The organism is Bartonella sp. AP150HLJHH (assembly GCF_042196385.1).
Classification (GTDB): domain Bacteria; phylum Pseudomonadota; class Alphaproteobacteria; order Rhizobiales; family Rhizobiaceae; genus Bartonella.
Genome location: NZ_JBHIQC010000082.1, coordinates 1 through 1,680, shown reverse-complemented (window position 1 = coordinate 1,680; position 1,680 = coordinate 1). Strand labels below are relative to the sequence as shown.

Annotated in this window: 3 protein-coding genes and 1 pseudogene; 1 reads left to right on the top strand and 3 read right to left on the bottom strand. The window is 32.1% G+C overall.

What is annotated here, in order from left to right; genetic code table 11:
* The coding region (locus tag ACFING_RS09680; RefSeq protein WP_375630742.1) for a hypothetical protein at window positions 1-218 on the top strand (218 nt) is incomplete at its 5' end.
* A 20-nt stretch (window positions 219-238) separates the two neighbouring features.
* Here ACFING_RS09680 and ACFING_RS09675 read toward each other — a convergent pair.
* The 3 genes and pseudogenes from ACFING_RS09675 to ACFING_RS09665 all read right to left on the bottom strand — a co-directional run.
* Window positions 239-562 (bottom strand): helix-turn-helix domain-containing protein, encoded by a 324-nt coding sequence (locus ACFING_RS09675; protein ID WP_015856199.1) that lies wholly within the window; start codon window positions 560-562, stop codon window positions 239-241.
* A 1-nt stretch (window position 563) separates the two neighbouring features.
* Window positions 564-914, bottom strand: a complete 351-nt coding sequence (locus tag ACFING_RS09670; RefSeq protein ID WP_273783835.1) for a type II toxin-antitoxin system RelE/ParE family toxin — start codon at window positions 912-914, stop codon at window positions 564-566.
* 579 nt (window positions 915-1,493) lie between these two features.
* A pseudogene (locus ACFING_RS09665) lies at window positions 1,494-1,680 on the bottom strand (hypothetical protein); the annotation flags it as partial.

Below are 1,680 nucleotides of genomic sequence, written 5' to 3'. Positions count from 1 at the left end.
ATAATGATCTTGATTATTACAGTGATGAAGGGAGCATTGATGTTGAAAACGGTCGTCGGATGGTCACGCTTGTTGAAGGACATTATAAACAAAAATACAATAAAGTCAATAGTTTGTTTGTAATTATCTTATATGAATCCACTCAAGAATCCACACTTTTATACGTGATTCATTTGACCATTTTTTATAAACAATTGCCATGTATGAATAGACCATAAAAAGCTAATCATAAAGAAGTTTAAGAAGAAAAAACAACTTCAAAATGTCCTTCAAGCGTTTTAACTTCTTTCGGATTAACAATAATCTTTATATCGTTTCCCAATTTTGCCAAACACTCAAGCATTTTCATTTCACTAATTCCTCGAAATTCTCCACTTAAGAGTTTAGACAGTTTTGGTTGAGTCATTTTCAAAAGTTGACTAGCCTGTTTTTGTGTTAAGTTTTTTTCTTTCAGAATTTGACTAATCTTATGAGCAAGTTGCGCTTTGATAAGCATCTCTCTGGAATCTGAAAAGCCAAGATCCGCATAAACATTGGAACTACCGTGAAAAACATTGATCATTTTAATTCCCTTCTAATTGTTCTACTAACTTGAGACGTTCTTTAATCAGATTAATGTCTGGTTTTGGTGTTGCAATGCCACGGGTCGATTTTTTCTGAAAACAATGCAACACATAAAGAGATTTTTTATATTGTATCGTATAAACAGCGCGATAAGTTCCTTGAATATCGCGTTCAATAATTTCTAGAACATTGGCAGATCCAAACCCCTTGAGAACCTTAACATTTTCTCCTCTATCTCCTATCTGAGCAAGATAAAGAGCATAACCAATCCTTTGTTGAATAAGATCAGGAAGACTTTTTATATCTTTGAGTGAAGAACCAAGCCATATGATACGTTTTATTTTACTCATGATTATTAATATACCCATATGGGTATATTTTCAAGTGGTTATTCTAATTTTGTGATTTTTTAATAACTATTATTAATAAAATTGACTTGATAAAAATGGTAACAAAAAACCATAATTGTTTATTTATCTTATGAAAAGCTGCTTTGTAAAAACCAACGCTTCCAAATGTAAAAAGAACGTTTTTTGCAGATATTTATTGAATATGCATTTGCTTTTGATTGGATTGTTAAAGCTACCGAGCATTTTGATTTGTTTGATACGTTTGATAGCCATAACAAGCGTTTATAGGCTCTGTAATTCAAATGAGTGAGTAAAAATCAAACGCATCATTTACATTCCTTTTGATAAGTTTTCATATCTCTCATAGAGCGCTTGCAATATGATACGTTTTGTATATATGCATTCATTACTCCATTGTGGATGATTCATTTTAATCAATAAAAAACGCTATTTGAAAGCCGCGTCATATCATTTGGCACGGCTTTTTTTTATGAATGCTATCTTTTATGAGATGTTTATAGCAATGCATTTTATATGCGTTTATACACCATAAAGAAAGCACGCCCCCCACGCCGTTCTTTATTCTGTTTTATCAGTTATATTGACAACATTATCCCTTTCATAAACCTCACATTTTTTTGGAACCAACCTTACTTTGCTTTTTTTATTGATTTTTGCATTGCCATAAACACGCCCCCAGATCGTTGCACAATATGAGATTTTAGCATTGCCATAAACAGAGCCATAAATCTCACAAGAGCCACTC

Coding starts and splice junctions, on each gene's coding strand:
- ACFING_RS09675 (WP_015856199.1), bottom strand. CDS start 562: ATGATCAATGTTTTTCACGGTAGTTCCAATGTTTATGCGGATCTTGGC.
- ACFING_RS09670 (WP_273783835.1), bottom strand. CDS start 914: ATGAGTAAAATAAAACGTATCATATGGCTTGGTTCTTCACTCAAAGAT.